This is a genomic window from Promicromonospora sp. AC04 (assembly GCF_003058225.1).
In the GTDB taxonomy this organism is placed as follows: Bacteria; Actinomycetota; Actinomycetes; order Actinomycetales; family Cellulomonadaceae; genus Promicromonospora.
Genome location: NZ_QBUG01000010.1, coordinates 12,125 through 35,262 on the forward strand (window position 1 = coordinate 12,125; position 23,138 = coordinate 35,262).

Genomic DNA, 23,138 nt, shown 5'->3' on the forward strand with positions numbered 1-23,138 from the left:
AACCATCCGTGGTCAGACACCTCGCCTCGCATGTCGCGCAGCTCGCCGCCACGCTCCTCGTAGCGACGGCGGCGATCTTCGTGCTGCTGCGCGTGCTGCCCGGCGACCCCGCGATCGTCGCCCTCGGGATTGAGGCCTCCCCGGAGGCGCTCGCGGGCTGGCGCGCCGAGCACGGCACCGACGGACCGTTGCTCGCCCAATACCTGCAATGGGTGGGCGGGCTGCTCACGGGGGACCTCGGCACCAGCTACGTGACGTCGCAGGACCTGACGCCGCTGGTCGCGGACCGGGTGCAGGTGACGGGCATCCTCGTGCTGCTCGGCATGCTGATCGCCCTGGTGGTGGCGGTGCCGCTGGGCACGCTGGCCGCCGTCTGGCACCGGAACGCGGGTGGCGTGACCCTGTCCGCCGTGAGCCAGGTGGGCGTGGCCGTGCCGAACTTCCTGGTGGGCGTGCTGCTCATCTCGCTGTTCGCGGTGCGCCTGGGCTGGCTGCCGTCGGGCGGCTGGACCGTGCCCGTCGACGGGCTCACGGAGTTCTGGCGGCACGTGCTGTTGCCGGCGCTCGCGCTGGGCTCCGTACAGGCGGCGATCATCACACGGTACGTGCGCAGCGCCGTGCTGGAGATCATGCGCGAGGACTTTCTGCGCACGGCCCGCGCCAAGGGGCTCACCTTCACGGGCGCGCTCGTGAAGCACGGGCTGCGCAACGCCGGCGTGCCGATCGTGACGGTGGTGGGCGTGCAGATCGCGTCCATGCTGATCGGCGCCGTCGTGATCGAGCGGGTCTTCGCCGTGCCCGGCCTCGGCAGCCTCCTGCTGGACTCGGTGGGCAACCGCGACCTGCTCGCCGTGCAGTCGATAGTGGCGGTGCTCGTCGTGCTGGTGGTGCTGCTGAACTTCCTGGTCGACCTCGCGTACACGCTGCTGGACCCCCGGCTGAGGAGGGCGTCATGACCGGCCCGGCCACGGTCACCACCGGGTCCGCCGACGGCGCCGCGCAGCCGCTGCCCGACCTCGGGCCGGCCGGCGGAACCCGCCGACGCCCGGGCCCGCACCCCCAGCTTGTCATCGGTGCGGGGCTGGTGGGGCTGGTCGTGGTCACGGCCCTGGTGTCGCTCGTCTGGACCCCGTACGACCCGGAGCACGCCGGTGCCGAGCGCCTCCTGCCGCCGGGCGCCGAGCACTGGTTCGGCACCGACCGGTTCGGCCGCGACGTGTTCTCGCAGGTCATGGCCGGTGCGCAGATCACGTTGCTGGTGGGGCTGGTGGCGGTAGGGATAGCCGCGGTCGCGGGCGTGCCGCTCGGCGTGCTCGCGGGGATGCGCGGCGGCCGGCTCGGCGCGCTCCTCATGCGGGGCAGCGACATTCTGCTGGCGTTCCCCGGCCTGCTGCTGGCGATCGTGCTGGGCGCGGTCTACGGCGCGGGGACGGTGACGGCGATGGTTGCGCTCGGCATCGGCTCGATCCCGGCCTTCGCACGCGTGGCGCGAAGCGGGACCCTGCAGGTGATGCGGTCCGACTACGTGCTCGCCGCCCGCGCGGCGAACCGCGGGGAGCTTGCGATCGCGGCGCGGCACGTGCTGCCCAACATCGCCGGCACCGTGCTGGTGCAGTGCTCGGTGAACTTCGCGATCGCCGTGCTCGCCGAGGCCGGGCTGTCCTTCCTCGGCCTGGGCACGCCCCCGCCGACGCCGTCGTGGGGCCGCATGCTGCAGGAGTCGCAGCAGTTCCTCGGCACCGCCGACCACCTCGCGATCGTGCCGGGCGTCGCGGTCGCGGTGGCGGTGCTCGGGTTCAACCTGCTGGGCGACGGGTTGCGGGACGTCTTCGACCCGCGGCTCGCCGGCATCGGCCCGACGGCGGAGGCCGGGACGTCCCACTCCCTGTCGGTCGAGCCGTCCCCCTCGGTCGAGCCCGTCGACACCCCGGCCCTCGACCTGCGGGACCTCACCGTCCGCACCGCAGGCGGCCGCACCCTCCTGGACGACGTCTCCCTGAGCATCGCCGCGGGCGAGCGGGTGGGCCTGATCGGCGAGTCCGGCTCGGGCAAGACCATGACCGCCCTCGTCGCGCTCGGCCTGCTGCCCGACGGCGTCGCGGCCACCGGGCACGTCGGCCTCGCCGGGGCGGAGGGGAACCTCCTGGACCGGGGCGAGCGGGCCCTGGCCCGGCTGCGTGGCCGGGAGATCTCGATGGTGTTCCAGGAGCCGATGACGGCCCTGAACCCGCTGCTGCGCGTCGGCCGCCAGGTCGCGGAGACCATGACGGTGCACGGGGCCACACGCCGGGCGGCGACGCAGCGGGCCGCGGACCTGCTGGCCGAGGTCGGCCTGCCGGACGGCGCCGCCCGCCGGTACCCGCACGAGCTCTCGGGCGGGCAGCGGCAGCGGGTGGTGCTGGCGATGGCGCTGGCCAACGACCCGGCGGTGCTGGTGGCGGACGAGCCGACCACCGCCCTCGACGTCACCGTGCAGCGGCAGGTGCTGGACCTCATGGTGCGGCTGGTCCGCGATCGGGGCGCCGGCCTGCTGTTCATCACGCACGACCTCGCCGTGGTGTCCCAGGTCTGTGAGCGGGTCGTGGTGCTGCTCGACGGCGTGGTGGTCGAGGAGGGCCCGGTCGCCGACGTCTTCGCGAACCCGCGGCACGACTACACGAAGCGGCTGCTTGCTGCGTCGACCCTCGAACCCTTGGCGGGGCGCGCGGAGGCGACGGCGCAGCCCATGTTTGACCATGCGGTTGCTACGGGATCTGACGCCGGATCCCGTAGCAACCGCATGGTCAAACCTGTCATCCAGGTTGAGGATATGAGCCGCAGCTATCGCGGGCGGGGGTCGACGGTGCAGGCGCTGCGGGGGGTCTCACTGGAGGTTCAGGAGGGGCAGCGGTTCGGGATCGTCGGGGAGTCCGGGTCCGGCAAGTCGACGCTGCTGCGGATCGTGGCTGGGCTGGATCGCGCGACGTCGGGCCGGGTCACGAGTGCGGGCGTGGACCTGAGCGCGGCGTTCAGCGGCCCGCCGTCCGGCGCACGCGGTGCGGGCGGCGCACGAATTGCACGCGGCCCACGCCGTGCGGGCGGCGCACGCGGTGCGGGCGGCGCACGAGGCGCGAGTAGCGCGCGCGGTGCGGGCGGGCCGACGGCGTCGCCCGGGCTGGGCGACCTGCGCGCCGCCCTGCAGCTCGTGTTCCAGGACCCGTACGGCTCGCTCGATCCGAGGATGACCGTCGGCGACATCGTCGCGGAGCCGCTCCTGAACCCGGCGAACGTCCGTGACGGCGGCCCCCGGACGGCGTCCGCCCGGCGCGACGCGGTGCGCGAGATGCTGGACGCCGTCGGGCTGCCGCTCGACGCGACCGAGCGGTACCCGCACCAGTTCTCGGGCGGGCAGCGGCAGCGCATAGCGATCGCGCGGGCCCTGGTGTGCCGGCCGCGCATCCTCGTGGCGGACGAGCCGGTCAGCGCGCTCGACGTCTCCGTGCGGCGGCAGGTGCTGGACCTGCTCGCGCGGCTCGCGGACGAGCACGCCCTGACGCTGCTGCTCGTGTCGCACGACCTGGGCGTGGTGCGGCACGTCTGCGACCACGTCGCGGTGATGCGCGACGGCCTGATCGTGGAGCAGGGCCCGACCGCTCAGGTCTACGACGACCCGCAGCACGAGTACACGCGCCGTCTCCGCGAGGCGACCCCGCAGCTCGCGCGCTGACCTGGTCGGAGACCCAGACCCGCAGGTCACCCGGGTGACCTGCGGGTCCGACGCTTCCGCGCGCTGCCCAACCCCCTGCCCTCTTCGTTCGTCTGCCCTGCTGCGGGCGGCACACGCCGCCCATACCTCGCGAAGGAGACAGCAGATGCGTGCCAGAACAGGTGCAGCGGCGGTGCTCGCCGCGGTCTTGGTGGGCGGTGGGACGGCGGCCTCGGTCGCGGTCCCGGCGAGCCCGCCGGGGCTCTCGGCGTCCGCCGGGACTTCACAGTCCGCCGCGACCTCGGCGTCCGCCACGATGGGAGCTGGTCCCGCGACAGTCACGCTGATCACGGGCGACCGGGTGACGCTCACGCGGACCGCGGACGGCCACCCCCTGCTGACCGGCATCGAGCCCGGGGAGGGCCGCGAGGGGGTCGGCTTCCTCCAGCTGGTCGAGAACGATCGCCTGTACGTGATCCCCACGGACGTGGCCGACCTGGTCCCCGATCGCCTCGATCGGGCGCTGTTCGACGTCGCGGGCCTGGCCGAGGCCGGCTACGAGGAGTCCCATCAGGGCACCGTCCCCGTCATCGTCCAGACGATCACCGCCTCCGGCGCGAAGGCGCCGGCCAGGCGGGCGGCGTCGGCCGAGCCCGACTGGGCAGGCCTGGGTATCGAGCCGGAACGCAAGCTGGAGTCCGTCGACGCCGTGGCGGCGGACCTCGACCGCGACGCGGCGGCCGACCTGCTGGCGGCCCTCCACGAGCCGCGCGCTGACGCCCGGACGACGGCGGACACGCCGCCCGACCTCAAGGTCTGGCTGGACGCTCCGGTCCGGGCGCTCGACGCGGACTCGACGCCTCAGATCGGCGCGCCGGAGGCGTGGGCCGCCGGGTACACGGGTGAGGGCGTCACAGTGGCGGTCCTCGACACCGGCGTGGACACGACGCATCCGGACCTGGACGACGTGATGGTCGGGTCGCAGGACTTCACCGGTTCGGGGAGCACGTCGGACCGCGTCGGGCACGGCACGCACGTCGCCTCCATCGCGCTCGGCTCGGGCGACGCGTCCGACGGCGTGAACCGCGGGGTGGCTCCGGGCGCCGATCTTCTGGTCGGCAAGGTCCTGGACGACGACGGCTACGGCGAGACGTCCTGGGTGATCGACGGGATGGAGTGGGCCGCCGGCCAGGGGGCCGACATCGTCAACCTCAGCCTCGGCGAACGCGGGAACTACAGCGACGGTACGGACCCCGGATCGCTGGCCGTGAACGCGCTGAGCGCGGAGCACGGCACGCTGTTCGTCATCTCCGCGGGCAACGACGGGGAGTACGGGACGGTAAGTGCCCCCGGGGCCGCCGACGCGGCGCTGACCGTCGGTGCGGTGGATGACGCCGACGACGTCACCTGGTTCTCGAGCCGTGGCCCGCGCGGCGGGGACTACGCCCTCAAGCCGGACGTGACCGCCCCTGGTGACGAGATCGTCGCTGCCCGCGGGGCCGGGACGGAGCTGGGCACGGTCGTGGACGACTACCACGTCGCCGTTTCTGGCACCTCGATGGCGGCGCCGCACGTTGCGGGTGCCGCGGCCGTGCTCAAGCAGGCCCGGCCGGAGCTCACTGGCCAGGAGCTCAAGTCGATCCTCATGGGCTCGGCCCAGCACACCTCCGGGACGGTCTGGGACGAGGGCGCCGGGCGCATCTACCTGCCGGCCGCGCTGGACCAGCAGGTCGCGGCCTCGCCGTCGTCGCTCTCTTTCGGCGTGCTCGCGTACCCGCAGACGGGCTCCGAGACGCGCACCCTCACCTACGAGAACCCGACAGACGCTGATGTCACGCTCGACCTCGCGGTCGACGCCACCGACCCGGACGGCGAACCGCTGCCGGCCGATGCGGCCGCGCTCTCGGCGGCGACCGTGACCGTGCCCGCGCACGGCACTGCCGCCGTGGACGTCACGGTGGACACCACATCGGGCACTCCGGGACGCGCCTCCGGCGCCGTGATCGCGACCACCGCCGACGGCGGCGTGGTCCGCACGACCCTCGGCTGGTACAAGGAGTCGGAGCGCTACGACCTGACGGTCGAGGGCATCGGGCGGGACGGCGCGCGGCATGACGGCGGAGCCCTGGTGAACGTGACGAACGTCGACGACGGCACGCTGTTCAGCGAGTTCGGCGAGCTCGAGAACGGGACGTGGACCGGACGCGTCCCGGCAGGCACCTACTCGGTGACGGGCAAGCTGTGGGACGGGGACGCCGAGGGCGCGATCACCGAGCTTACGGAGGTGATGGAGCCGCAGATCGAGGTCACGAGCGACACCACGGTGGTTCTCGACGCGACCGCGGGCGAGCCGGTCTCGGTGACCACCGAGCGGCCGGCGGACCGGGATCAGGTCTATCTCGACGTCTTTCGGCAGGACGAGCCCCAGACGTGGATCAGCGGATTCGGCGCCACCATCCCCGGCGACGCCGACGTGTACGCGACGCCGACCGAGCCGGTCACCGAGGGCAGCTTCGGCTTCGGCGCGGCGTTCGCGCTGGCGGCGCCCACCGCCGCCGACGAGGCGCCCGCGTACACGTACGACCTCATGCACTTCCAGGAGGAGGCCGTGGAGACGCTCGCGTTCGCGGCGACGTCCGAGAACACGACGGCGGTCACCGTCGGCTACGCCGACCTTGGTCCCGGTGTCGACATGTCGAGTGCCCGGTTCGGCGTGCTGGCCGACAAGGAGTGGATCTTCTGGCCCGGGTACTCGCGGCCGGTCGAACCCGGTGCTACCCGCACCGAATACGTCACCGCGAACGACGTGAACTGGATCAACAGCGCGTCGCTCAGCGTCCGTGACGGCTCGGAAGACATGTCCATCAACGGCGACTTCCGTGCCTATCCGCTGGGTGAAGCGGCCGCCGACACGCTGGGTGGGGCGGTGCTCAATACCCAGCTCACGGAGCACAACACCTTCGATGTCCAGGGCGACCGGCTCGTCGTGAACATCGGGGCGTGGACCGACGCCGACCGGCATGGAATCACGTCGTCCGGAGACTTTGAGAACCTGCGGGTGTGGCAGGACGGCACCGAGGTGGACGCCGACGACATCTGGCTGGGCGTCCCCATCCCCGCCCAGGGCGCCGACTACCGCGTCGTCCTGGACGGGGTACGGGACGCCCCCTGGTGGAACCGGTCCACGCGGGTGAGCACGGAGTGGACGGTCCACGCCGAGCCCGGGGGCTCCGAGGACGAGTCGGTCGAGCTGCCGGTGCTCGACGTCGCCTTCGACGTCGACGGCATGGACCTGGCCAACGAGGCCCCGAAGCGGACCACCGCCACGGTGATCGTCGGCCATCAGGCCGGCACCACGGGCAGCAAGATCGTCGACGCTCGCTTCTGGTGGTCGCCCGACGACGGCGCCACCTGGCGCAAGGCGACGCTGCGCCGGACCGGCACCGGCGCGTACACCGCCGACCTGCGCGTTCCGGCGGGTACGGAGCACGTCTCGCTCCGCGTCGAGGCGAAGGACAAGGCGGGCGCCACGATCAAGCAGACAGTGATCCGCGCCTACGGCGTCCGCTGAGCCCCATCTGCTGAGCCTGGTCCGCTGAGCAACGTGTCAGACCCGCAGGTCACCCGGGTGACCTGCGGGCCTGACACGTCCGGGAGTTTCTGACGGGCGTTAAGTGCAACGACCTCGCCCTCCCCGTGCGTCTCTACTGCGGACGGCACATGCCGCCCATTCCTCGCGAAGGAGACAGTAGATGCGTGCCAGAGCAGGTGCAGCAGCGGTGCTCGCCGCAGTCCTGGTGGGCGGAGGGACGGCGGCTTCGGCCGCCGGGCCCGGGAGCCCGCCCCCGGCCTCGACGTCCGCGGCCCCGACATCCGCCACGACCGGGTCCACCTCCGCAACAGTCACCCTGATCACGGGCGACCGGGTCACCTTCACGCGGTCCGCGGACGGCCCGAGGGGCGTCACCATCGAGCGCGGGGCGGGTCGCGAGGGCGTCGGCTTCCTCCAGCAGACCGTGAACGACCGGCTCTACGTCATCCCGACGGACGTCGCCGACCTGGTCCCGGACCGCCTCGACCGGGCGCTGTTCGACGTCACGCGCCTGGTGGACGCCGGCTACCACGAGTCCCATCAGGGCACCGTCCCCGTCATCGTCCAGGCGAATGCCGCCTCCGGCGAGGCGACGAAGGGCACGCGGGCGGCGTCGGCCGAACCCGACTGGGCCGACCTGGGTATCGAACCCGAACGCAAGCTGGAGTCCGTCGACGCCGTCGCCGCGGACCTCGACCGCGCCGCGGCAGGCGACCTGCTGGCGGCCCTCCAGGCCCCGGCACCGGACGCGCGCGCGGCGACCGCCGCGGCGTCCGGCGTCAAGGTCTGGCTCGACGCGCCCGTCCAGGCGCTCGACGCGGACTCGACGCCCCAGATCGGCGCGCCCGAAGCCTGGGCCGCCGGTTACACCGGCGAGGGCGTCACGGTGGCGGTCCTGGACACGGGCGTGGACACCACGCACCCCGACCTCGACGACGTGACGGTCGGGTCGCGGGACTTCACCGGTACCGGGAACACGGCCGACGGCTTCGGCCACGGCACGCACGTCGCCTCCATCGCGCTCGGCTCGGGTGATGCGTCCGACGGCGTGAACCGCGGGGTGGCTCCGGGCGCCGATCTTCTGGTCGGCAAGGTCCTGGACAACGACGGCTACGGCGAGATGTCGTGGGTGATCGACGGGATGGAGTGGGCCGCGGGTGAGGGCGCCGACGTCGTCAACCTGAGCCTCGGCGAGTCCGGGAACTACAGCGACGGCACGGACCCCGCGTCCCTGGCCGTGAACACGCTGAGCGCCCAGTACGACACGCTCTTCGTCATCTCCGCCGGAAACGACGGGGAGCTCGGCAACGGGACCGTGACCTCCCCGGGATCCGCCGACGCCGCGCTGACCGTTGGCGCCGTGGACGACGCCGACGAGGTCACCTGGTTCTCGAGCCGCGGACCGCGCGGCGGGGACAACGCCCTCAAGCCGGACGTGACCGCTCCCGGCGACGCCATCGTCGCGGCCCGAGCGGCAGGGACGGCGATGGACACGGTCGTCGACGAGTATCACGTCGCCGCCTCGGGGACGTCGATGGCGGCCCCGCACGTCGCGGGCGCAGCGGCCGTGCTCAAGCAGGCCCGGCCTGAGCTCACCGGTCAGGAGCTCAAGTCGATCCTCATGGGCTCGGCCCAGCACACCTCCGGGTCGGTGTGGGAGGAGGGCGCCGGCCGCGTCTACCTGCCGACAGCCCTGGAGCAGCGGGTCGAGGCCTCGCCGTCGTCGCTCTCCTTCGGCACCTTCGAGTACCCGCAGTCGGGCTCGGAGACGCGGACCCTCACGTACGAGAACCCGACGGACGCGGACGTCACGCTCGACCTCGCGCTCGACGCGACCGGCCCCGACGGCGAACCGCTGCCGGCCGGTGCGGCAGCGCTCTCGGCGGCCTCGGTGACCGTGCCCGCGCAGGGCACCGCCACCGTGGACCTCACCGTGGACACCGCGGCGGGCGCTGCCGGCCGGGTGTCCGGCGCCGTCGTCGCGACGACCCCTGGCGGCGGCGAGATCCGCACGACCCTCGGCTGGGACAAGGAGCCGGAGCTCTACGACCTGACTGTCGAGGTCCTCGGCCGGGACGGCGCGACGTACGACGGCGAGGCGTCGGTCGGCGTGATGAACGTCGACGACGGCACGCGCTTCAACGAGTTCGTCCAGCTCGAGGGCGGCACGCAGACCGTGCGTGTCCCGGTCGGGACCTACTCGGTGGCCGGCAAGCTGTGGGACGAGGACGCCGAAGGCGCGATCACCGAGCTGACGGCGGCCGTCGAACCCGAGGTCGAGGTCACCGCGGACACCACAGCGGTCCTCGACGCCGGCGACGGCGAACCGGTAACGGTCACCACTCAGCGGCCGGCGGACCTGCAGCAGATCTCCCTCGGCGTCGACCGGACCGACGAGCCCTACGAGCAGCTCAACGGGTTCGGCGCCATAGTTCCCGGGACGGCCGAGGTGTACGCGACGCCGACCGCCCCGGTCACCGAGGGCGGCCTGGACTTCAGCACCGGGTTTGCGCTGGCGGCGCCCACCACCGGCGACGAGGCCCCCGCGTACACGTACGACCTCCTGTACGCACAGGACGGCGTCGAGACCGTCGACTTCGCGGCGACCTCGGAGAACACCGCGGCGGTCCGGGCCGGCTACGCCGATCTCGGCGACGGCGCCGTCGTGCAGAGCGGCTGGTTCGGGGAGCTGGAGGACAAGTGGTGGATCTACAAGCCGGGGTATCCCCGCCCGGCCACCACGGGCAGCGTCCGCACCGAGTACCTCAGCGCGGACGTGAGCTGGAGAAGCTTCCTCGACATCGAACCGGCCGACGGCTCGGACACCGTGCTGTTCAACAGTGAGAACCGCATCTACACGGGGGGTGAGGAAGACGCGGAGACATACGGAGGGGCAGTGCTCAACACCCAGGTCCGCGCGGACCGTGTGTTCGAGACCCAGGGTGACCTGCTCGCCCTGAACATCGCGGGGTGGACAGACGCCGAGGGGCACCAGTCCTCGGCATACGGGGTGTCCGAGCACCTGCGGGTGTGGCAGGACGGCACCCAGGTGGCGGACGTCGAGGACTTCTGGGCGGACGTCCCCGTCCCTGCAGAGGGCGCCGACTACCGCGTCGCCCTGGACGCGGTACGGGACACCTCCTGGTGGAACCGGTCCACGAGGGTGAGCACGGAGTGGACCTTCCACGCCAAGCCCGGTGGTTCCGCGGAGGAGCCGGTCGACCTGCCCGTGCTCGACGTCGGCTTCGCCGTCGCCGGCATGGACCTGGCCAACAAGGCACCGGCGCGTACCAAGGCCACCCTGACCGTCCGCCACCAGCCCGGCACCACCGGCAGCAAGATCGTCGAGACCCGCCTCTGGTGGTCGCCTGACGACGGCGCCACCTGGCGCAAGGCGACGCTGAACCGGACGGGCGACGGCGTCTACACCGCCGACCTGCGCGTCCCGGCGGGCACGGAGCAGGTCTCGCTCCGCGTCGAGGCGAAGGACAAGGCGGGCGCCACGATCAAGCAGACGGTGATCGACGCCTACGGCGTCCGCTGAGCCCCATCTGCTGAGCCCAGTCCGCCGAGCCATGTGTCAGACCCTCAGGTCGCCCGAGCGACCTGAGGGTCTGACCCTGCGGGCGGCGCGTCCGACGTCAGCCCCCCGTGCCACTTCGCTGACCAGCCAGAATGCCGAGCGAGTCCGCCGTTCTGCCCAACCTTCTCGAGAGTCCGAGCGTCAGTCCCCGTGAGGCGGCACCATGCCGCCGGCTTCCTCACGAAGGAGACAGCAGATGCGCGCCAGAGCAGGTGCGGCAGCAGCCGCGATCGCCGTGGCGATCGCGCTGGGTGCGGGCATACCAGCGTGGTCACTCGGGTCCGACGCGGCGGGCCGGGACGACGGCGATGCCGCCCCGGGGGCGGTGGCTGCCGAGCTCTCGGGCACCTCGACCGTCACCCTGATCACGGGCGACCAGGTCTCGCTCACGCAGTACGCCGACGGGCGCAGGTCCGTCACGGTCGAGCCCGGTGCGGGCCGGGAGGGGATCGGGTTCCAGCGGCTCACCGAGGGCGACCGCCTGCACGTGATCCCGGCCGACGTCGCCGGGCTCGTCCCTGATCGCCTGGACCAGGCACTGTTCGACGTCACGGGCCTGGTCGCCGCCGGGTACGGCGATCCTCGCCGGGGCACGGTGCCGGTCATCGTCCAGGAGACAGCGGCCGGAGCGGCCCGGTCTGCAACCTCCACCTCGGACTGGGCGGCGCTGGGTCTGGAGCCTGAGCGGACGCTCGAGTCGGCCGGGGCGATCTCAGCGGACCTGGACCGGGACGGGGCCGCCGCACTGCTCGGGGCCCTGCGGGCGCCGCAGGCCTCGGCCCGCTCTGCCTCGGGCACGGTGCCGGACGTGAAGGTCTGGCTGGACGCCCCCGTCCGGGCGCTCGACGCGGACTCGATGCCGCAGATCGGCGCTCCGGCCGCCTGGGAGTCGGGATACACCGGCGACGGCGTGACCGTCGCCGTGCTCGACTCGGGTGTCGACTCGACCCACCCGGACCTGGACGACGCGGTGGTCGGTGCCCGGGACTTCACCGGCAGCGGGAACACCGAGGACCACTACGGCCACGGCACGCACGTGGCGTCGATCGTCCTGGGTTCGGGCGACGCGTCGGGCGGGACCAACCGCGGCGTGGCACCAGGTGCCGACCTGCTGGTCGGCAAGGTGCTCGACGAGTCCGGCGGCGGCGAGATGTCGTCGATCATCGACGGCATGGAGTGGGCCGCCGAGCAGGGCGCCGACGTCGTGAACATGAGCCTCGGCGAGGCGGAGCACTACACCGACGGCACCGACCCGGCCTCGGTGGCGCTCGACACGCTGAGCGCCCGGTACGGGACGCTGTTCGTCGTCGCGGCGGGCAACGCGGGCGAGTACGGGACGGTCTCCACCCCCGGGTCCGCGAGCTCCGGCCTGACCGTCGGTGCCGTGGACGACGCCGACGAGGTCGCGGCCTTCTCCAGCCGCGGGCCCCGCGGCGGCGACTACGCGATCAAGCCCGACGTCACCGCGCCGGGCGTCGAGATCGTCGCGGCGCGCGCCGCCGGCACGAACGAGGGCTCCGGCGAGGGGGAGTACGTCTCCTGGAGCGGCACCTCGATGGCCGCCCCGCACGTCGCCGGGGCCGCCGCGGTCCTCAAGCAGGCCCGTCCCGAGCTGACCGGGCGGCAGCTCAAGGCGATCCTGATGGGCTCGGCCCAGCACACCAGCGGGAGCGTGTTCGACGAGGGCGCGGGGCGCGTCTACCTGCCCGCCGCCCTGGAGCTCCCGGTCACGCCGGTGCCCGCCTCGCTGTCCTTCGGCGCGCTGGAGTACCCGCAGCAGGGAACCGCGACCCGGACCCTTACCTACAAGAACGCCACCGACGCCGCGGTCACCCTCGATCTCGCCGTCGAGGCGACCGGCCAGGGCGGCAGGCCCCTGCCGGACGGCGCCGTCCGGCTCGGCTCGACCACGCTGACCGTCCCGGCCCATGGCGCCGCGAAGGTCAAGGTCACTGTCGACCGGACCGTCGGTGACATCGAGCGCCGCTACTCCGGCGCGGTCACGGCCACCGACCCCGACGGCCGGGAGGTCCGTACCGCGCTCGGCTACTACAAGGAGCCGGACCTCGCTGATCTGAACCTCCGGGCGGTCGGTCGCGACGGGAAGCCGCACACGGGCGTGTCCAGCGTCCGTGTGGTGAACGTCGACGACCCGACGCTGTTCAGCGAGCACCTGGAGGTCGGCGCGGACGGACGGGACCTGCGGGTGCCGCCGGGCAGGTACTCGGTCACCGGGTTCCTCTGGACGACGGACGAGGCGTTTGTCGTCTCCGAGGCCACGGCGGTGCTTCGCCCGGAGATCGAGGTGGCGGACGACACCACGGTGGTGCTCGACGCCCGCAAGGCACGGGAGCTGTCCGTGACCACTCAGCGCCCCGCGGACCTGCAGTGGCTCGCGCTGGACGACACCCGGACCGCGGGGGACGGTGAGCCGTACGGCTTCGGCCTCGTGGTCACCGGTGACGCTGACGTCTACGCGACGCCGACGGCAGCCCCCGTGGCGGTCGGCACGCACGACCTGCAGGCCCACTTCATCCTGGCGGGACCAGCCACGGGCGGCCGGGCGCCGTCGTACACGTACGACCTCCTGTACACGCAGGACGTGATGAAGACCTTCGCGTTCCGCGCGACGGCCCGGAACACGGCGGCGATCAGGACCGGCTATGCCGCTCTGGGGCCCGATCACCTGGCGGAGAGCTCGCGGGTCGGTTTCGCCCCCGGCGACCTCTGGGGTTCGGCCGTCGCGGGCCCGGTCGCGGCGCCCGGCCAGCGCACGGAGTACGTGAGCGCGAACGGCGTCGCCTGGGGCCACGAGGTGTACTCGGGCTCGACCGAGGAGCCGCAGCAGGGCTTCTTCCGTGGCGAGCCCCGCACCTACGCCCCGGGTGAGCAGGCCCGGACGACCGTGGGCGGGGCAGTGCTGGGCACGCGGCTCGGCGCCGGCGCGATGACCACGGCCAGGAACAGGCTCACCCTCGATCTTGTGCCCTGGAGCGACTCCGACCGGCATCCGTTCGCGTCCTTCGGCTCCGACAGCACCCGCCTGCGCGTCTGGCAGGACGGCGCCCTCGTCGCCGACAGGAAGTCGTCGAACGCCCGGGTCACCCTGCCCGACGGCGGCGCGGACCATCGCGTAGTGCTCGACGCCGCGCGAGAGGCGTCCTGGTGGAACCGGTCCACCAGCGTGCGCACGGAGTGGACGTTCCACGCCGAGCCCGGCGGCACGCCGGGCGAGCCCGTCGTCGTGCCCGCGCTCGACGTCGCCTATCGCGTAGGGGGCGTCGACCTGACGAACTCCGCGCCGCGGAGCACCAGGGTCACGCTGTCCGCGGGACACCAGGCCGGCGCCGAGTCCGGCAAGGTCACGTCCGCTCGCCTGTGGTGGTCTGCGGACGACGGCGCCACCTGGCACCGCACGCCCCTGACCACCGGGCCCGACGGGACGTTCGCAGGGGACGTCCGCGCCCCCGCGGGTACGGAGCACGTCTCGCTCCGCGTCGAGGCGAAGGACAGGGCGGGCGCCACGATCAAGCAGACGGTGATCGACGCCTACGGCGTCCGCTGAGCCAGGTCTGCTGAGCCACGTGTAAGACCCTCGGGTCGCCCGAGCGACCTGAGGGTCTGACAGGTCCGAGCGTTCCTGACCCGTGCGCCGGTGTAGCCTCCTGCGCGACATGAGCGAGCACACGACCAGCGGCAACAGCGACCTCCCGGCGCCCGACGGCGGTGCCTCAAGCGTCACGGGAGCCACCGGTGTTCCGGCCGCGACGGGATCCGGCGGTGTTCCGGCCGCGACGGGAGCCGGCGGTGTTCCGGCCGCGACGGGATCCGGCGGTGTTCCAGTCGCCACGGGAGCCGATGGCGTCCCGGGCGCCGCGGGAACGCGCACCGGGAAGCCGCCGATCCGCGTGATTTTCGTACCCGGGCTCGGCGATCGGATACCGCCCGTGGTGCACCTCCAGCGGGAGGCGCTGCGCACGTGGCGCGCCCTCGGGGTGCGCACCACCATGTTCCGCGTCCGCTGGTCGTCGGACGCGTCCTTCCAGGATCGGCTGGACCGGCTCGACGCGATGGTCGAGCGGTTCGAGCAGCGGGGCGAACGGGTGGCGCTCATGGGCGCGTCCGCAGGCGCGGGCGCGGTGCTCGCGGAGTACGCGCGACGCCGCTCGATCGTCGCCGTCGTGATCATCGCCGGGAAGTTCCTCGAGCCCGAGGACATCATCAAGCCCGTGCTCGACCGCAACGCGCCGTTCGCACAGTCGATGTCGGCGGTGCCGAAGCTGCTGGAGGGCCTGGGCCCGGAGGACCGGGCCAAGATCCTGAGCCTGCGCTCGGCCCGGGACGGCGTGATCGACGACGAGGACACGCTGCTCGAAGGCGCCGTGAACGAGACGATGCGCGTCGTGGGCCACGTGATCGCGATCGGCTACGCGCTGATGTTCCGTGCACGAAGGGTCGTGCGGTTCCTGCGCGAGGTCGTGACGGACTGACCGGTGTGCCGGACTGACCGGTGCCGAGCTGACCGGTGCCGAGCTGACCGGTGCCGAGCTGACCGGTGTGCCGAGCTGACCGGGACCCGGCCTGTGCTGCTCCCGTTCGGGATGCTAACGTGTCTCACATCGTGAGCACCTTCCTCTGTACCTGCTGTCGCCGCTGAGCGGTCGCCGACAAGGCGACCCCCTTGGCGCGGTTCCTCGCGCCGCCGACAGCAGCCCCCGCTCACATCGCATCCCTGTGCACGCGTCGGCCTCCCTCGCACGCCCTTTCCTGGCGGCCGGGAGTGCCGGGCGGAGCTCATCGACGGATGCCAGGGCCGCCGCCGTCGGCGTACCCACCCGGCACCCATCGAAAGGACCCTTCTCATGCCCGGCATCCCCGTACTGGACCTCTCGCTGCTCGACGGCGACCCCGACGACCAGGCGCGTTTCCGCGACGAGCTGCGGCGCGCCACGCACGAGGTCGGCTTCTTCTCGCTGGTCGGCCACGGCGTCCCGCGCGACCTGATCGACCGCGCCTACGCCACGGCCCGGGAGTTCTTCGCGCTCCCCGAGGAGCAGAAGCGCGCGATCGAGAACGTCAACAGCCCGCACTTCCGCGGCTGGACGCGCATGGGTGGCGAGCGCACGCTCGGCCGCGTCGACCAGCGCGAACAGATCGACATCGGGGCCGAGCGGCCGGCGGTACCGATCGAGCCCGGCACCCCCGACCACTGGATCCTGGAGGGCCCGAACCTGTGGCCCGAGTCCCTCCCCGCGCTCCGTGAGGTGGCCGAGGAGTGGCTGGAGCGGCTCGACGGCGTCGCCACGCGCCTGCTGCGGGCGTGGGCGGAGGCGCTCGGGGCGCCGTCGGACACGTTCGACGCCGTGTTCGAGCGGCCCTCGCCGCACCTGAAGATCGCCCGCTACCCGGGCGTCGCGGCGGCCACGCCCGCGCAGGGCGTCGGCGCGCACAAGGACCTGGGCGTGCTCACGCTGCTCTCGGTCGAGGACGGCAAGGCGGGCCTGCAGGTCGAGAAGGACGGCGAGTGGCTCGACGTCGTCCCGCCCGCCGGCGCGTTCGTCGTGAACATCGGCGAGCTGCTCGAGATCGCGACCGACGGCTACCTCAAGGCGACCCTGCACCGTGTGGTCTCCCCGGCGCCGGGCACCGAGCGCATCTCGATCCCGTACTTCCACGGGCCCGCGCTCGACGCGACGATCCCGACGATCGACCTGCCGCCCGCGCTCGCCGCCGACGCGCCCGGCGTGACCCGGGACCCGGCCAACCCGCTGCACGCGGTGTTCGGCGACAACTGGCTCAAGAGCCGGCTGCGCGCGCACCCGAACGTGGTGGAGGCGCAGCACCCCCGGCTGCTGCAGACCGTGTGACGGCCCGCCCGGCGGCGTAACGCGCCGGGCTGTAGTTCCGGGCGTCGGTCCGACCCGGGGGAAAACAGGTACTCCTGGGGCTGTGTTGCCGAGAGTAGACGTTGTCTACTGTCGGCAACACAGCCCGAGTGTGTGGACTCTCCCAGGCGCTCGGAGTAGCGCGCCTTACGGACACTTCAGAAACAGTGCGCGTCCGGACCCTTGTCCCGGCGCGCGTGGCGTCCGCAGAATCTGGCCATGACGACCTCCCTGGACACCTCCGCCGCCGTCGCGCACTTCGCCGGGCGGCTCGCCTTCGAGACCGACGTCAGCGACGTCCACGCCGCGCTCGCCGCGGGCAGCCCGTTCACCCTGGTCGACGTCCGGTCGCCGGACTGCTGGGACCAGGGCCACATCCCCGGCGCGGTGCACCTGCCCGGCGGCAAGGTGCGCCTGCGCGCTGAGCAGACGATCGACCGGGAGCGGCCCGTCGTCGTGTACTGCTGGGGCCCGGCCTGCAACGGGGCGACCAAGGCGGCCCTCGAGTTCGCGAAGCTCGGCTACGACGTCAAGGAGATGATCGGCGGCTTCGAGTACTGGGTCCGGGAGGGCTTCTCCTACGAGACGGCGACGGGCCCGATCCACCCCACCCCGGACCCCCTCACCGCCCCGGTCTGACGTGCGGGTGGCTCGCGGAGGCTCGCGCGAGGTCCGCTTCGATCAAGCACTTGCGCATGCTTTTAGCGCCGGATGCCTGCGTAAGTGCTTGATCGAAGCGGACTTCGCGACCGGCCGGCGGCTCACGCCGGGCGGTAGCGGTTCTCCGGGCGGCCCGTTGCTCCGTATCGTGGCGTGACCTGCGCGTATCCCTCGGTCACCAGGTGCTCCAGGTACCGGCGGGCGCTGACCCGCGACATCCCGACCGCTTCGGCGACCTCGGCCGCCGAGGCGTCCCGGACTGCCGCCCCACCTGCACCCGCCGCACCACCTGCACCCGCCGCCCCACCCGCGCCCGCCGATCCACCCGCGCCCGGCTCGCCGAGGACGCCCGACCCGGTGTCCAGCCCGCACAGGCGGGCCAGCGCCTCCCGGACCAGGTCACGGCTCCGGCCGGAGAGCCCCTTGGGCAGCCGGTCCGTGGCGGAGCGTGGCCCGGCGAGGAGCTGGTCCACCTCCTCCTGGTCGAGCGTGTCCTGGGCCCGGCGCAGGTCCTCGCGCCGCTGCCACACCTCGTCGAGCCGCTCGCGCAGGGCGGCGGAGGTGAACGGCTTGACCAGGTAGGCGAGCACGCCCCCGGCCATTGCCTGCCGCACGCTGTCGAGCTCCCGTGCTGCGGTCGTGGCGACGACGTCGACGGGCGGGCCGGGCAGCAGGCGGAGCCGTTGGAGCACGTCGAGCCCGCCGATGTCCGGCAGGTGCAGGTCCAGCAGCACCAGGTCGGGCCGCAGGGCGGACGCGAGGCGCAGCGCGTCCGCGCCGTTCCGCGCCTCGCCCACCACGACGAACCGGGGATGGCTCTCCACGAAGCCGCGGTGCACCACGGCGACGGCCGGATCGTCCTCGACGATCAGCGTCCGCGCCCGGTTGTCGGCCCCGCCCGTCCCGTGCCCGACGGCGGAACTCGCCCTCGCGATCACGGCCCCGTCTCCCTGGGTCCGGCAACCGCCCGCGTCACCGCGGTCACACCCGTCCCGGCGGCCTCCCGGGGCGCGCCGGCGGCGTGTGTGCCCGCGCCGGCCGCGTGGTTGCCCGCGCCGGCGGCGTGTGTGCCCGCGCCGGCCGCGTGGTTGCCCGCCTCGGCTGCGCGAGCGCCCGCAACGGCCACGCGTTCCCCCGCGCCGGCCCGCGATCGGCTCGCCGAGGCGGATGCCGGTACGGGCAGGTCGACGGTCACCCGCGCCCCGCCGAGGTCGCCGGTCCCGATGACGACCTCGCCGTCGCGCCGGTCCACCACGCGCCGGACCAGGGCCAGGCCGATGCCTCGGCTGTGCTCCCGGTCGCCCGGCACCTTCGTGGAGAACCCGGCCTTGAACACCTGGTGGTGCAGGTTGGCGGGCACGCCGGGGCCGTCGTCGTCCACCTGCAGGCGCAGGTGCGCCCCGTCCGAACGGAGCAGCACGCGGACTCGCCCGTCCGGGCCGGTCGCGTCGACCGCGTTGTCGATCAGGTTCCCGAGCACGACGAGGGCGTCCGTGTGCAGCGACGAGGCGTCCGGGGTGGTCGGCGCGTCGAGCTCGGAGGCGTCGTCGACGTCGAGCGTCGCGCCGCGTTCGCGTGCCGTGATCGCCTTGACCAGGAGCAGCGCCGCGAGCTCGGGTGAGCGCACGCCCGGGGCGACCGCGGACGCGGTGAGCAGCCCGCCGTACCCCGACCGCTCGATGAAGGCGACGGCCTCCTCGGTGCGGCCCAGCTCCAGCAGCCCCGAGATGACGTGCACGGTGTTGGCGAACTCGTGCGACTGGGAGCGCAGGGCGTCGGTGAGGCCCTGGGTCTCCAGCAGGGTCGCGATGTCCTCGGGCTCGAGCAGGTAGATGCGGCGGCGGACCAGGCGGGTCACCCACGCTGCACACAGCACGCCGACGACCGTCGCGGCGGCGAGCGCGCCGAGCAGCCAGCCCCGGTCGTCGGTCAGGTCTGCGCGCAGCTCGGACTCCAGGATCCCGACGCTGGCGGTGCCGATGACGGGGGCGGGCGAGGCGTCGTCGGCGGCGTCGCCGAAGACGGGCACCTTGACGCGCCACGACGTGCCGAGCGTGCCGGTCTGCGTGCCCGTCCACACCCGGCCGGACAGCGGCACCGACGGATCGGTCGACACCTGCTGCCCGATCTGCTCGGGGTCGGGGTGGGAGTAGCGGACGCCGTGCTCGTCCGTGACCACCACGTAAGTAACGGCCGACGCCTCACGGATCACCTCCGCGATCGGCTGGATCGTGGCGGACGGGTCCTCGTCGTCGAACGCGTCGTGGATGGCGGGCAGGCGCGCGACCGACTGTGCCACCCCGGTCATCCGGTCGACGTAGGCGTCGCGGAGCTGGCGCTCCTGCAGGTTGAAGGCCACGAGCCCGGTCGTGCACACGAGTACGAGCACGATGACGACCTGCAGCACCAATAGCTGCGCCCGGAGCGTCATTGCCCTTCTCACGGACGCCAGTGTGCACCGGGTGACGGCCGGTGCGGTAGCCGCGCGGCGCGACCTAAACGACCACAACCTTCGTTGCGACCAGAACCCGGCTCCGGCGCGCGGCGCTTCCTAGACTCCCGCCGCAGGTGAACCCGAGTGTCGGCGACGTAGCGGGCCGGGTACACGCATCCGCTCAAGGAGGAGACATGCGCATCATCCGGACCGGGGTTGCCCCCGTCGGAATCGTCCTGGCACTGGCCCTGGCGGGCTGTTCGAGCCTGGAGCCGAGCGGCGGTGGCGGTGGCGACGCCGCCATCGACGAGCTCAGCATCGTGGTCCCAGCGGGCCCGGGCGGTGGCTGGGACCAGACCGGCCGCGCGATGCAGGCCGACCTGCAGGACGAGGGCCTGGTCGGCACCGCCACGGTCACCAACGTCGACGGCGCCGGCGGCACCGTCGGCCTGGCGAACATCGCCAACGCCTCCGACCCGAACACCCTGCTGGTGATGGGCCTGGTCATGGTGGGCGCCGTCGAGACCAACCAGTCCCAGGCCCGCATCGAGGACACCACCCCGATCGCGCGCCTCACCGAGGAGCAGGAGGTCATAGTGGTCCCGGCGGAGTCGCCGTACGAGACCATCGACGACCTCGTCGCCGACATCGAGGAGAACGGCAAGGACGTCGCCATCACCGGCGGGTCCGCCGGCGGCACCGACCACATCCTCGCCGGCATGCTGCTCAAGGCCGCGGGTATGCCCGCGGAGGACATCGCGAGCAGCCTCAACTACGTCGCCTACTCCGGCGGCGGCGAGTCCCTCGCTGCCCTGCTCGGCAACAACGTCGACGCGGGCATCTCCGGCATCAGCGAGTACGCCGAGCAGGTAGAGGCGGGCGAGCTGCGGGCGCTCGCGGTCTCCGGCGACGAGCGCGTCGACGCCCTCCCGGACGCGCCGACCCTCACCGAGGCCGGCTACGACGTCGTCCTGACCAACTGGCGCGGCGTGGTCGCCCCAGGCTCGATCGACGACGCCGAGAAGGAGGCGCTGACCACCGCCGTCACCGAGCTCGCGGAGTCCGAGGCGTGGCAGGCCACGCTCGAGGAGAAGGGCTGGGACGACGCCTTCCTCGCCGGCGACGAGTTCGACTCCTACCTCGAGGGCAACATCGCCGAGATCCAGGTGGTGCTCCAGGACATCGGGCTCGTCGAGTGAGCACCGAAGGCGTGGCGCCCGAGGCGCCCACCCAACCGGGTGAGCCGACGGCGGAGGCCGGCCCTCCGCCGTCGGACGCCCTGGAACCGGCCGCGGCCGAACCGACGCGCCGGAAGTGGGGCGAGCTCGTGCTGGCCCTGGCCACGGCCGCCCTCGGCGGCTACGTGCTGGTGGCCGCCGGGAGCATCACCGTGCCGGGCTCGACGAATACGCTCGGCCCGCGGGCCTTCCCCTACCTGGTGGGCGGCCTGCTGGTCGCGGCGGGGGTCGCGCTCGTCGTCCTGGTCCTGAGCGGCCGGGCCGGGGAGGAGGAGGGCGGCGAGGACGTCGACCCCACCGTTCGGACCGACTGGCTGACGGTGGTACTGCTCGTGGTCACCCTGGTGGTGCACGTGTTCGCGATCAACGTCGTCGGCTGGCCGCTCGCCGCCGCGGTCCTGTTCGCGGGCGCCGCGGTCGTCCTGGGTGCCCGCCCGTGGTGGCGCGCCGCCCTGGTCGGGCTCGTGCTGGGCCTGGTCGTCCAAGTGATCTTCGGCGGGCTGCTGGGGCTGTCGCTCCCGGCCGGCCCGCTGCTGGAAGGGGTGCCGTTCCTCCGTGGATAACTTCTCCGCCCTGCTCGAAGGGTTCGCCACCGTCCTGCACCCCGTCTACCTGCTGTGGGCGCTGTTCGGCGTGTTCATCGGGACGGCGGTCGGCGTGCTGCCGGGCATCGGCCCGGCCATGACCATCGCCCTCCTCCTGCCGCTGACCTACTCGCTGGAGCCGACGGCGGCGATCATCGTCTTCGCCGGCATCTACTACGGCGGCATGTACGGCGGTTCGACGACGTCGATCCTGCTCAACACACCCGGCGAGTCCTCATCGATAGTCACGGCGATCGAGGGCAACAAGATGGCCCGCGCCGGGCGCGGGGCCGCGGCGCTCGCCACCGCCGCCATCGGCTCCTTCGTGGCGGGCACGCTCGCCACGGTGGCGCTCACGTTCATGGCGCCGGTGATCGCCGACCTCGCCGTCCAGCTCGGTGAGCCCGACTACTTCGCCCTGATGGTGGTCGCGTTCATCACCGTGGGCGCCCTGCTCGGGTCCTCCGTCTCGCGCGGTATCGCGTCGCTCGCCCTCGGCCTGTTCCTCGGCCTGGTCGGCACGGACACCCTGACCGGCCAGCAGCGGTTCACGTTCGGCGTGCCCAACCTGGCGGACGGGATCGACGTCGTGGTGGTCGCCGTCGGGCTGTTCGCCGTCGGCGAGGCCCTGTACGTGGGCTCGCGGATGCGGCACGGCCCGATCAGGATCATCCCCTTCGAGAAGGGCTGGCGCTCCTGGATGAAGCGCGACGACTGGCGTCGCTCCTGGAGGCCGTGGCTACGCGGCGCCGCGATCGGGTTCCCGGTGGGCACCATCCCGGCGGGCGGGGCCGACGTCGCGACGTTCCTCTCCTACGCCTCCGAGAAGCGCCTCGCCGGGAAGGAACGGCGCAAGGAGTTCGGCAAGGGCGCCATCGAGGGCGTGGCCGGCCCGGAGGCCGCGAACAACGCGGCGGCCGCCGGCGTGCTGGTCCCGCTGCTCACCCTGGGCCTGCCCACTACCGCCACGGCGGCGATCATGATCGTCGCGTTCCAGTCCTACGGCATCCAGCCCGGCCCGCTGCTGATGCAGAGCGAGTCCGCGCTGGTGTGGGCGCTGGTCGCGAGCCTGTACCTCGGCAACCTCATGCTGGTGGTGCTGAACCTGCCGCTGGTGGGCATGTGGGTGAAGGTGCTGCGCATCCCCCGGCACTACCTGTACGCGGGCATCATCCTGTTCGGCGCGCTGGGCTCGTACGCGCTGAACTTCTCGCCCGTTGACGTGCTGCTCCTGGTGCTCATCGGCCTGGCCGGGTTCTTCATGCGGCGGTACGGGTACCCCGTGGCGCCCCTGGTGGTCGGCATGATCCTCGGCCCGATGGCGGAGGACCGGCTGCGCCGCTCCCTCGCGATCAGCCAGGGCGACCTGAGCTACCTGGTGACCAGCCCGTTCGCCGCGATCGCGTACGCCGCGATAGTGGTGCTGCTGGCCGTGGGCATCTGGCTGAAGCGCCGGGAGCGGGCCGCGGCCTAGGCT

General features: G+C 72.9%; 14 protein-coding genes. 12 read left to right on the top strand and 2 right to left on the bottom strand.

Going from position 1 to position 23,138, the window contains the following annotated elements:
* Positions 1-8 precede the first annotated feature (8 nt).
* The 9 genes from C8K30_RS23130 to C8K30_RS23175 all read left to right on the top strand — a co-directional run bounded on the left by C8K30_RS23130 (position 9) and on the right by C8K30_RS23175 (position 17,384).
* Positions 9-956, top strand: coding sequence for an ABC transporter permease (locus C8K30_RS23130; RefSeq protein ID WP_108495268.1), 948 nt, complete (start codon positions 9-11; stop codon positions 954-956).
* A complete protein-coding gene (locus C8K30_RS31840; protein ID WP_369940951.1) occupies positions 953-3,706 on the top strand; it encodes a dipeptide ABC transporter ATP-binding protein in 2,754 nt (917 codons plus the stop codon). Before C8K30_RS23130 ends, C8K30_RS31840 begins: the two co-directional genes overlap by 4 nt.
* A 145-nt stretch (positions 3,707-3,851) precedes the next feature.
* Complete coding sequence (locus tag C8K30_RS23145) at positions 3,852-7,256, top strand: S8 family serine peptidase (protein WP_146197574.1); 3,405 nt, start codon at positions 3,852-3,854, stop codon at positions 7,254-7,256.
* 181 nt (positions 7,257-7,437) lie between these two features.
* Positions 7,438-10,821 (top strand): S8 family serine peptidase, encoded by a 3,384-nt coding sequence (locus C8K30_RS23150; RefSeq protein WP_146197576.1) that lies wholly within the window; start codon positions 7,438-7,440, stop codon positions 10,819-10,821.
* Between the two features lie 235 nt (positions 10,822-11,056).
* Positions 11,057-14,425 carry a S8 family serine peptidase gene (locus C8K30_RS23155; protein WP_158281107.1) on the top strand — a complete coding sequence of 1,123 codons (3,369 nt, stop codon included), beginning with the start codon at positions 11,057-11,059 and terminating at the stop codon, positions 14,423-14,425.
* A gap of 109 nt (positions 14,426-14,534) precedes the next feature.
* Positions 14,535-15,350 (top strand): hypothetical protein, encoded by an 816-nt coding sequence (locus C8K30_RS23160; RefSeq protein WP_146197577.1) that lies wholly within the window; start codon positions 14,535-14,537, stop codon positions 15,348-15,350.
* A 13-nt stretch (positions 15,351-15,363) separates the two neighbouring features.
* Positions 15,364-15,429, top strand: a complete 66-nt coding sequence (locus C8K30_RS31845; RefSeq protein ID WP_108495480.1) for a pentapeptide repeat-containing protein — start codon at positions 15,364-15,366, stop codon at positions 15,427-15,429.
* A 293-nt stretch (positions 15,430-15,722) separates the two neighbouring features.
* On the top strand, positions 15,723-16,727 hold the full coding sequence (locus C8K30_RS23170) for an isopenicillin N synthase family oxygenase (RefSeq protein WP_108495273.1): 1,005 nt from the start codon (positions 15,723-15,725) through the stop codon (positions 16,725-16,727).
* A 237-nt stretch (positions 16,728-16,964) separates the two neighbouring features.
* Positions 16,965-17,384 (top strand): rhodanese-like domain-containing protein, encoded by a 420-nt coding sequence (locus C8K30_RS23175; RefSeq protein ID WP_108495274.1) that lies wholly within the window; start codon positions 16,965-16,967, stop codon positions 17,382-17,384.
* A gap of 122 nt (positions 17,385-17,506) precedes the next feature.
* Here C8K30_RS23175 and C8K30_RS23180 read toward each other — a convergent pair whose 3' ends face one another.
* Together C8K30_RS23180 and C8K30_RS23185 are read right to left on the bottom strand one after the other, a co-directional pair.
* On the bottom strand, positions 17,507-18,343 hold the full coding sequence (locus C8K30_RS23180) for a response regulator (protein ID WP_233257387.1): 837 nt from the start codon (positions 18,341-18,343) through the stop codon (positions 17,507-17,509).
* Positions 18,340-19,848: an ATP-binding protein gene (locus tag C8K30_RS23185; protein ID WP_233257388.1), complete on the bottom strand. Its 1,509-nt coding sequence runs from the start codon at positions 19,846-19,848 to the stop codon at positions 18,340-18,342. Before C8K30_RS23185 ends, C8K30_RS23180 begins: the two co-directional genes overlap by 4 nt.
* A 185-nt stretch (positions 19,849-20,033) precedes the next feature.
* On the opposite strand from C8K30_RS23185, the gene C8K30_RS23190 reads away from it, so the two are divergent.
* From C8K30_RS23190 to C8K30_RS23200, 3 genes are read left to right on the top strand one after another with little or no spacing between them, the layout of a single operon-like run.
* On the top strand, positions 20,034-21,038 hold the full coding sequence (locus tag C8K30_RS23190) for a tripartite tricarboxylate transporter substrate binding protein (RefSeq protein ID WP_108495275.1): 1,005 nt from the start codon (positions 20,034-20,036) through the stop codon (positions 21,036-21,038).
* Positions 21,035-21,640, top strand: coding sequence for a tripartite tricarboxylate transporter TctB family protein (locus tag C8K30_RS23195; RefSeq protein WP_108495276.1), 606 nt, complete (start codon positions 21,035-21,037; stop codon positions 21,638-21,640). The genes C8K30_RS23190 and C8K30_RS23195 overlap by 4 nt, the downstream gene beginning before the upstream one ends.
* Positions 21,633-23,135, top strand: coding sequence for a tripartite tricarboxylate transporter permease (locus C8K30_RS23200; protein WP_108495277.1), 1,503 nt, complete (start codon positions 21,633-21,635; stop codon positions 23,133-23,135). The genes C8K30_RS23195 and C8K30_RS23200 overlap by 8 nt, the downstream gene beginning before the upstream one ends.
* Positions 23,136-23,138: the final 3 nt, after the last annotated feature.

Bases quoted from the DNA above. Each gene is read 5' to 3' on its own strand.
- C8K30_RS23175 (WP_108495274.1), top strand. From the start codon at position 16,965: ATGACGACCTCCCTGGACACCTCCGCCGCCGTCGCGCACTTCGCCGGG.
- C8K30_RS23170 (WP_108495273.1), top strand. From the start codon at position 15,723: ATGCCCGGCATCCCCGTACTGGACCTCTCGCTGCTCGACGGCGACCCC.
- C8K30_RS23155 (WP_158281107.1), top strand. From the start codon at position 11,057: ATGCGCGCCAGAGCAGGTGCGGCAGCAGCCGCGATCGCCGTGGCGATC.
- C8K30_RS23145 (WP_146197574.1), top strand. From the start codon at position 3,852: ATGCGTGCCAGAACAGGTGCAGCGGCGGTGCTCGCCGCGGTCTTGGTG.
- C8K30_RS31840 (WP_369940951.1), top strand. From the start codon at position 953: ATGACCGGCCCGGCCACGGTCACCACCGGGTCCGCCGACGGCGCCGCG.
- C8K30_RS23190 (WP_108495275.1), top strand. From the start codon at position 20,034: ATGCGCATCATCCGGACCGGGGTTGCCCCCGTCGGAATCGTCCTGGCA.
- C8K30_RS23150 (WP_146197576.1), top strand. From the start codon at position 7,438: ATGCGTGCCAGAGCAGGTGCAGCAGCGGTGCTCGCCGCAGTCCTGGTG.
- C8K30_RS23160 (WP_146197577.1), top strand. From the start codon at position 14,535: ATGAGCGAGCACACGACCAGCGGCAACAGCGACCTCCCGGCGCCCGAC.